The sequence below is a fragment of the Chloroflexota bacterium genome (assembly GCA_034717495.1).
In the GTDB taxonomy this organism is placed as follows: Bacteria; Chloroflexota; Anaerolineae; order JAAEKA01; family JAAEKA01; genus JAYELL01.
The window spans coordinates 1-8,509 of record JAYELL010000102.1; the positions used below are offsets into that span (position 1 = coordinate 1).

An 8,509-nucleotide genomic window follows, 5' to 3' on the forward strand; every position below is an offset into this window, starting at 1 on the left:
CGAAGGGACGCGAAGGTTACGAAGCGCGAAGGGACGCGAAGGCACGAAGTTTGGACCACGAAGGCGCGAAGGGACGCGAAGGTTACGAAGCGCGAAGGGACGCGAAGGTTACGAAGCGCGAAGGTGGACGCGAAGGCACGAAGTTTGGACCACGAAGGCGCGAAGGGACGCGAAGGTTACGAAGCGCGAAGGGACGCGAAGGTTACGAAGCGCGAAGGTGGACGCGAAGGCGCGAAGTTTGGACCATCGACCATTGACAATTGACCACTGACCATTGACTATTTGGCTGACAAATAGCCAGGTGCCCAACTCCATGCATATCGGCGTCATCACTCACAACTTTCCGCGCTTTCCAGGTGACTACAGCGGCAATTTCGTCGCCTATCTGAGCGAAGCGCTGGCCCGCGAGGGGAACCGTGTCACCATCCTGGCACCCTGGGACGCGGCCTATCGACCCCCGCCACCCGATAGCCAGGTCGACCGTTTTCTGTGGCGTTATGCACCCAGGGCCGATTGGCATCGCCTGGGTTACATGCGGACCATGGAAGCCGACGTGAAAATGCGAGGTGAGACCTACTGGCTCGCCCCCGGCTTCTTCGCGGCCGGCACATTGGCCACATTGCAGTGGTGCCTGATCAACAAGCCCGACGTTTTACATGCCCACTGGCTGTTGCCCGGCGGCTTTTTCGGTGCCGTGGCAAGCCGGCTTCTGGGCATTCCCCTGGTCGTTTCCATTCCCGGCTCTGATGCCCTGGTCGCTCGCCAGAATCCCGTCATGCGTTCGATGGCAAAATTTGTGCTCGATCAGGCTGACCTGATAACCGCCAACAGTGGCAGTCTGCGCGATGTCGCCGTGAATGAGTTGGGCGCCGATCCCAGGCGCTTCGAGTTGATCATCTACGGCGTTGACCCCAGGGCCATGACTGTCGATCGCAGCAAGAATGCTGAATTGCGGGCTGAACTTGGCGTGGCGCCCGACGAACTCCTGCTACTGGCTGTAGGCCGCATGGTCTACAAAAAAGGCTTCGATGTGCTCATCCGGGCCATGGCGATGATCAAACAAAGTGGTGTGCTGGAGACAGGCGCTGCCCTGCCGAAACTGCGGCTGGCCTTCGTCGGCGAAGGCGATCTCTGGCAGGAATGGCAAGAGCTGGCACGAGACCTGGGGGTCGATGAAGACATCGTCTGGCCTGGCACGGTGCCCTTCGATCAGATGCAAGGCATGTATAACGCCGCGGATGTCCTGGTCATGCCGTCGGTGACCAGACCGGCCACCGGCCTGAGCGTCACGGTGCTGGATGCCATGGCATGCGGCAAACCCATCATCGGCAGCACGGCGGCCGGCAATCCCCTGGTCGTCCGGGAGGGCCACAATGGCTATATCGTGCCTGAAGGTGATCCGGCTGCGCTGGCAGGGGCGATTCTGCGCTTCGCTGCCCTGCCATGCGAAACCCGTGAAGAGATGGGGAAAAAGAGTCGTCGCCTGGTCGAAGAGCAATTTGCCTGGGAACATCTGGCCCGTCGCTATCTGGAAAACTTCAAGCGGCTGGCAGCAGGGCGGGTACTTCTTGGGAAACAGGATGGGTTGCGGTAAAATGATCGAATGCCTCGCCGACCAAAGGATGTTCGAGCTTGAGTAAAGCGCATTCGGCCAGCCACAGCAGACGCCCACCCCGCTGGGCTGTGGCCTTGCTGTGGGCATTGATCGTTATTTACACCCTTTATTTCTCGGCGGTTTCAATCCGCCTTCACGACGCCCATCAGACCCACGCGTCCGACCTTGGACAGATCGATCTGGCCATCTGGAACACCAGCCAGGGCCGCTTCGTCGAGCAAATCAAGGGGGACCAGATCACGACCCGCATGACCGATCATGTGGAGCCGATCTTCGCGCCTGTTTCTACAGTATTTTGGATTTGGGATGATGTCAGGGCACTGCTGATACTTCAGGCAGCCCTGCTTGCCCTGGGCGCCTGGCCTGTGTTCCATTATGCCTACGACCGGGTAATGGACAAAGAGAGCGATTCCGCCGGCGATGCCAAATGGTCTGCCCTGACGGCGTTGGCGTTTGTGGCGGCCTACCTGCTGTATCCGTCACTTCAGGCCGCCAGTGCTGCGGAATTTCACGCCCTGCCTCTGGCAACGCCGCTCATCTTGTTTGCGTTTCTCTTCGCGCAGCGCAGGCAGTGGGGGCGATTCGCGGTCGCGGCGTTGCTCGTTGCCACAGTACAGGAGGGCACAGCGCTGCTGGCGGCCGCACTGGGAGCCTATGCCCTGGGAATCGGGATATACCGGTTGATTCAAGGCAGAGGTGATGCTTCAGTTTCGACTGATCCGGTATGGCACAACAGCCAGGTTATGCGGCCACTGGTTACAGGCGCCATCGTTCTCGCTGCCGGGCTTCTCTGGTTCTATCTGGCAACCTTCGTGATCGTGCCGGTCTATGCGGCAGAGGCGTACGGCCTGGATGAGAGCCCCTATGTAGCTCGCTACGGCGCCCTGGGCAGCAGCTTTGGCGATGTCATCACGAGCCTGTTCACCCGGCCCGGAACGGTTCTCAGGATTGCCATGGAGCCCCTGCGGCTGCGCTATCTCTTGCTGATATTGGCGCCCCTTGGTTTTCTGTCGCTGATCGGCTTCGAGATCCTGCTGGTTGGGCTTCCGCTGTTCCTTGCCAATTTCCTCAGTGCCTTTCCCTTCCAGTACAGCGGCCAGTTGCACTATTCTACCCCCCTGGCAGCCTACGTTGTCATTGCAGCCATCGTGGGCGCCCAGCGCCTGCGACCCGCCGCGCGCCAGGTCGCCGTGATCGCCGGGAACCGTGGTCTGTGGACCGCCTACCGAAAGCATTTTCTCCTGATCGGCTGGATCCTTGTCTGGAGTATTGGCTGCCAGATCCTGTCTGGCTACACGCCGATCGGCAGCAACTTTCGGCAGAGCTGGCCGGCAGTGACGCCGCACCACAGGCTGCTGGCCCGTTTCGCGGACCAGATTCCGGATGAGGCAGCTCTCTCCACCATGCCTTCGTTGCACCCTCACCTGAGCCACCGGGAACGAATCTATCGCTTCCCCGTGCTGGCCGACAGCCAATTCGTCCTGCTGGACATCGCCGCCAGAACGGGTTGGTCCATGCACCCGGAAGAGATGAAACGACAGGCGATGGACATGCTGAACTCGGGTGAATGGATGGTAGAGGACGCCGCCGATGGATATCTGTTGCTTCGACGGGCATCGGGAGGCCAGGACACAGGTCCGGCAGGTGATCTTCCGCCGGAGTTCTATTCTTTTGCGCGTCCCCGGCACGAACCCCAATACCCGCTCGACATCACATTTGGTGACAGGGTCAAACTGTTGGGCTACGATGTTCTCGACGACAGCGAATGGCGACAGACGGCCATCCGCCTCTACTGGCAGGCACTGGACAGCCTGCCCGACGACCTGCAACTGCGCGCCTTTTTCATGACACCGGACGGCCAGGAGGTCGATAGCAGCGACCAACGACCCTTGATCCAGCCCATCTGGTTGCCACCGTCGGCCTGGCCCGTGGGTGAAACGATCGTCACCGACAAGCTGCACTGGTTCCTGCCCAGGGAATGGGCGTTGGCAGCCGGCGTTTATCAGGGAAACGACTGGGAATCAAACCAGCGCTGGACCATCAGCGCTGGCCAACAGAAACCAGGATTCGACGACAACAGCTGGACCATAGCCGGTACCTACCATCGTGTGAATGGCCAACTTCAACCATCGGACGGACTGACTGATCTGGAACCGCTGGACGTGGCATTTGGAGGCGATGGCTGGACTACCCGTCTCACCGGTGTGTCTCTCCCGCGGCGGGCTGCGCCGGGGACAAGCGTTCCCCTGTCTCTGCAGTGGCAGTCCAACGGTCCATCCATGCGGGACTATACCATCTTTCTGCACCTGCGGGATGTCGGCGGGCGCACTGTGGCCCAGGCAGATGCCGGTCCCACCTGGTACGGCCCTCGTCCCACCAGCCAGTGGCCGGCCGATGAAACGCTTCAATCCGCGCATACTCTCCAGCTATCGCCCGACCTGGAACCCGGGTTGTATGATGTGGTGGCAGGGTGGTATTACTGGGAAACTATGGAACGGCTGGCGAAACTGGGTCCGGATGGCCAACCGGTGGGCGATGAAACAGTGATCGCTCAGTTGGCAGTGGATTCCACTGCAGGCCCGGATCCTGATCTTTGTTGTGCATTGGTGCCTGAGTGCTGCGCCAGCCAATGACGAATTGTTAACTGAAGTTACGTAGAACAGTGGCCCACGGACGGTATTCAGTAATCGGTGATCGGTATTCGGATGGGATTCGACGCGGTTCTGGATCGGATTACCGATTACCGGTAACCGATTACCCGGATTGCGACTCTGCGACCCTCTGGGCCGCGGTCAGCGGTCGGTTAATCGAAAGCGAAGACAAAGAGCCATGCAAGCATTAGTGATCGGTGGCAATGGATTCATCGGATCGCATCTCGTGGACCGGCTGATCGAGCTGGACTGGGATGTGGTCGTGCTGGATATCCAGGAACGCCGGTGGGACCCCTTGCCCGGGCAGGTGAACTTCATCCGTGGCGACCTGAGTCGCGCCTACCTGGTGAGAGAGGCACTTGCCGGCGCGGACCTGCTCTTCCACCTGGCCTGGTCGACGATTCATGAAGTGGCCAACCGCGACCCTGGCGCCGACGTCGAAAACAACCTCATTCCCTCGATAGAACTGATACAGGCCGCGCAGCGAGTTGGCGTCAGCCGCTTTGTATTCACCTCATCGGGCGGCACCGTCTATGGACCGACCCGGCAGGTTCCCACTCCCGAGACCCATCCACGGAACCCGATTACGGCCTATGGAGTCAGCAAGCTGGCGGTAGAAAAGTATCTTCAGATGTATCATCACATCGGTGATCTCGACTACGCGGTTCTGCGGCCGTCGGTCCCTTACGGCCCCCGGCAGAATCCGCTGGGCAACCAGGGAGCCGTGGCTGTTTTCCTCTACCGCGTGGCCCGGGGCCTTCCGATAACCATCTGGGGCGATGGCAGCATCACCCGCGATTTTTTCTACATCACCGACCTGGTGGATGCACTGATCCGCGCGGCCGAAGAGCCGTTGTCGGACGAGCGCACCTTCAACATCGGCGGTACACAGGAAATCTCTCTCAACCAACTGGTGAAAGTTGTGGAGAAAACGGTGGGCAAAAAAGCGGTGGCAGAGTACCTGCCTGCCCGCCCATTCGATGCCCCTCGTGTCCACCTGGACACCAGCCGGGCGCAGGCGGTCCTTGATTGGCAGCCGAAGGTCGATCTCGAGCCAGGCATCCAGAAAACATGGGCATGGATCAATGACAACTTTTCCTGACCTTGCCTTGCCGTCGCAAACGACAAGATTATGAAGCGCAGTCCTGAAAGCCGCAGATTATGGCCGATGACAGCATTGGTGGTCATCCTGCTGATCGCCTTTGCGCTGCGCGTTCACCAGTTGGACTCCCAGTCGCTCTGGTACGACGAAGCAGTGACAGCTCAGTTGGTCCAGCAGGATCTTGCCGACCTTGGTCGTTGGACCGCCGACGATATCCAGCCGCCGCTCTACTACCTGGCGGTGGACCGTTGGGCAACACTGGCCGGGACGGGCGAATGGGCGCTCAGATTTCCGTCGGCGATGTTCGGCCTGGTAATGGTCTGCCTGGCCGCGATTCTGGCGCGCCGGCTCTTCGGCTGGCAGGCCGGCCTGTTGGCCGCGCTTCTGGCTGCCATCCATCCCCTCTGGGTCTACTACAGCCAGGAAGCCAGGATGTACACGCTGCTCACCGCGTTGGGGATGCTGGCGGGCTATGCGCTGCTGCGGGTTCTTTCCGCCGGCGACAGGGATGGTCCACGCCGCTACCTCTGGTGGGCTGTTTTTGTCATCAGCGGCATTGCCATGCTCTACACCCATTATTTCGCGGCCTTCCTGCTGGCGGCGCTGGGCGGCTTCTTTTTGCTCTCCATTGCGATCTGGCGGCGGAGCGATTTCGGCCGGCTGTTGGTCGAGGGCATTGCGGCAGCCGTCTTGATTGCGCTGGCCTACCTGCCATGGCTGCCCAACGCGCTGGGACGCTTCCAGATCGACACCAGCTATTGGCAGGGAACCCTCAAGCTGAACGAAGCCCTGCGGCACCTGGCCATCAACTTCTCTACCGGCGAGACCGTATTGGAGCAGCAGGCAACCACACTCGCCTGGATCGTCTTCGCAATTGCCATCGCGTGCCTCGTTGCGCTGGTCTGGGCAGCCATCGCGAGAAAGCCACAGGCAACAGACGCAACGGCAGCCGACAAAGCTGCCGTTTCAACCGGCTCAGAGACAGCGCCGGCCATGGCGCTGGCCTATCTGCTGATGACCCTGGTCCTGCCCGTCCTGGCCATTCTCCTGCTGGCCTACCGCACGCCCAAGTTCAACCCGCGCTATTTGATGCTGGCATCCCCTGGCCTGGTGCTGCTGCTGGCCGGCGGATTGGCCGTCCCATTTCAATATGGTCGATCTGCAAAAAGACCCTGGCGGTCGGCCCTTCAGGCAACCGCCTTGATCCTTCTGGCGGGGCTGCTGGTCATTTTCCTCTACGCAGATCGCAACTGGTACGAGGACCCGGCCTTCACAAAAGATGACTGGCGCGGCGCCGTAGGCCATGTTCGCTCCCAACTTGGGCAGAACGAAGCGGTGATCCTGGTCAGCGGCCATGCCCTGCCGGCCTGGCGCTATTACGCGCCTGATGTGCAACCACTGCGCCTGCCTGAACTGGAAATCCTGGATGTCAACAGTGTGCTCGACCTGGACTCAGCACTATCCGTCCTGAACGATGGCCTGTCGGGACACAGCGGCGCCTGGTTGGTCCAGTGGCAGGAAGAGGTCGTCGACCCGACCGGCGTTGTACCCTTCCTGCTGGACTCGGTCGGAGAGAAAACCTTGCCCGGGCAGTCCTTCTGGGGCCTGGACGAGGTAACACATTACCTGTTGCCCGACCAGAGCGATCTCAGCGATCAGCTTGCGCCGATGCAGGAGGTGGATGCCAATTTTGCAGGCCAGGTGAAGTTGATGGGCTTCCAGCAGCCCTCCTGCGATCCGTCATCGGGCGAAAGCTGCCAGCTGAACCTGTTCTGGCAGGCCCTGGTCCCGTTGACCGCCGACTACAAGCTTTCGGCATCGTTGATGGACACGGAACAGGGCTTCACCTGGTCCGACCTGGCGGATCGAAGGCTGGCGGCCTACGAGTATCCCACCTTCCGCTGGTCGCCCGGGCAGGTGGTGTTGAGCCGGCTGGCCCTGGCGCCTGAGCCGGGCACCCCACCCGGCGAGTACAAGCTGCGGATCGTCGTGTACGACGCCGATAGCGGGCGGGTCCTCGATGTGGTGGACGCAGCCGGCAATCCGCAGGGTCCGCTGATCGACCTGGGTCCGTTGACGTTGGAGTCGCTGGTGCCTGGCGATCCGTCGCTGCCGGCCGGGCTGGGTCAACCGGTTGATGTTGCGCCAGGCATCCAATTGCTGGCTGCAACCGCCAAGCCCGATCCGGCGCGGCCTGGCAGCCAGGTTCAGGTCGACACCTGGTGGAGAAAAACCGACCAGGCGGAGCAGAATTACGGGCTGGCATGGCAGTGGTCACACCCCGGGCTGGACCCGGATGAACCCCCTTCGGCGATCAGGCCCTCTCAGGGTTTTGACACCGGCCAGTGGCCGGAGGGCAACGCCGTTCACAATGCCTTCCACGTGAGGGTGCCAATAGACCTTCTGTCGGAGCAGGACGAGGAGATCACCCTGCGCGTTGGCCTGGTCGAGCCGGGGAGTGGCACCTTTGCCGGCGACACCGCGCATATCCCCTTGACCCTGCTTCCCGGTCTCCACAGCTTCCAGGTCCCGCCAATTGACCTGCCGGTCAGCGCCAGTTTTGGCCGTTTCATCGAATTGCTGGGAGTCAACCTGCCTGACGCTGCCCCGGTCGCGGGAGACCAGCTTGCTGTTGAGGTAATCTGGCAACGTCTTGACGACCTGGATGCCAGCTATATAGCCTTCGTCCATCTGCTCGACGATGCAGGCAAGTTGGTGGCACAGGATGACCACATCCCCCTTGATGGGCAGCGCCCCACCGGCGATTGGGTAGCGGGCGAAGTGGTGGCGGACACGTTTTTGCTTTCCCTGCCCGAGTCGCTGGCTGCCGGGATCTACCGCCTTGAAACCGGCTTCTACAACAGCAACGAACCGGGCCTGCCCCTGCTGGGCGAAGCGGCGCCGGTGGGGGAGATCGGGGTTACAGGGCGCGGGTAGGGTGCGGGGAGGGTTTGGACCACGAAGGCGCGAAGGTCCGCGAAGAGACACGAAGCGCGAAGGGGATGCGGAGACACGGGGACACGGCTTCCAGAAGACCGCAGACGACGGACGGCAGACCGCTTCCAGAAGACGGCGGTCAGCGACACGGGGACGCCGCCAGCACGCTACGCCAGCACGGTAGCAACCGATCCGAGAGGTAGG

Annotated in this window: 4 protein-coding genes; all 4 read left to right on the forward strand. The window is 61.3% G+C overall.

Translation table 11 applies throughout. From position 1 onward, the window contains the following. Positions 1–313: 313 nt before the first annotated feature. The 4 genes from U9R25_18340 to U9R25_18355 all read left to right on the forward strand — a co-directional run bounded on the left by U9R25_18340 (position 314) and on the right by U9R25_18355 (position 8,305). A complete protein-coding gene (locus U9R25_18340) occupies positions 314–1,594 on the forward strand; it encodes a glycosyltransferase (GenBank protein ID MEA3337856.1) in 1,281 nt (426 codons plus the stop codon). Positions 1,595–1,632: 38 nt separating this feature from the next. Next, the gene (locus tag U9R25_18345; GenBank protein MEA3337857.1) at positions 1,633–4,248 is read left to right on the forward strand and encodes a DUF2079 domain-containing protein; all 2,616 of its coding nucleotides are present in this window, start codon (positions 1,633–1,635) and stop codon (positions 4,246–4,248) included. A 196-nt stretch (positions 4,249–4,444) separates the two neighbouring features. Then, positions 4,445–5,368, forward strand: a complete 924-nt coding sequence (locus U9R25_18350) for an NAD-dependent epimerase/dehydratase family protein (GenBank protein ID MEA3337858.1) — start codon at positions 4,445–4,447, stop codon at positions 5,366–5,368. 66 nt (positions 5,369–5,434) lie between these two features. After that, the gene (locus U9R25_18355) at positions 5,435–8,305 is read left to right on the forward strand and encodes a glycosyltransferase family 39 protein (protein MEA3337859.1); all 2,871 of its coding nucleotides are present in this window, start codon (positions 5,435–5,437) and stop codon (positions 8,303–8,305) included. The last annotated feature ends 204 nt before the right edge of the window (positions 8,306–8,509 follow it).

What these genes read in the sequence shown, in the direction of transcription:
- U9R25_18340 (MEA3337856.1), top strand. Translation starts at nt 314, where the DNA reads ATGCATATCGGCGTCATCACTCACAACTTTCCGCGCTTTCCAGGTGAC.
- U9R25_18355 (MEA3337859.1), top strand. Translation starts at nt 5,435, where the DNA reads ATGACAGCATTGGTGGTCATCCTGCTGATCGCCTTTGCGCTGCGCGTT.
- U9R25_18350 (MEA3337858.1), top strand. Translation starts at nt 4,445, where the DNA reads ATGCAAGCATTAGTGATCGGTGGCAATGGATTCATCGGATCGCATCTC.